The sequence below is a fragment of the Nocardia rhamnosiphila NBRC 108938 genome (assembly GCF_000720425.1).
In the GTDB taxonomy this organism is placed as follows: domain Bacteria; phylum Actinomycetota; class Actinomycetes; order Mycobacteriales; family Mycobacteriaceae; genus Nocardia; species Nocardia rhamnosiphila.
The window spans coordinates 1-253 of sequence record NZ_JOAJ01000081.1 but is presented as its reverse complement, the minus strand read 5'-3'; the positions used below and the strand labels follow the sequence as shown (position 1 = coordinate 253).

Annotated in this window: 1 pseudogene; it reads left to right on the top strand. The window is 68.0% G+C overall.

The window, feature by feature from the left end:
• Window positions 1-25 precede the first annotated feature (25 nt).
• Window positions 26-253, top strand: a pseudogene (locus IG75_RS37075) (DoxX family protein); the annotation flags it as partial.

The window sequence follows — 253 nt, the reverse complement described above, 5'->3', positions numbered from 1 at the left end:
GCGCGACCGACCCGAAGGACCGGAAATGACCACCACCAGCCCCACCGCCCACCTTTCCGCCGACGTCGCCGGCCGCCCCGGCACGATCCGTCACCGGGTCCTGTGGACCCTGCAGATCCTGCTCGGCCTGTTCTTCGTGATCGCCTCCGGTGGGCCGAAGCTCGTGATGCCGAACGCGCTGGCCGATAACGCTCCCGAGAATCTGACCATCCCGTTCGCGCTGCTCATCTTCATCGGGGTGGTCGAGGTCGCC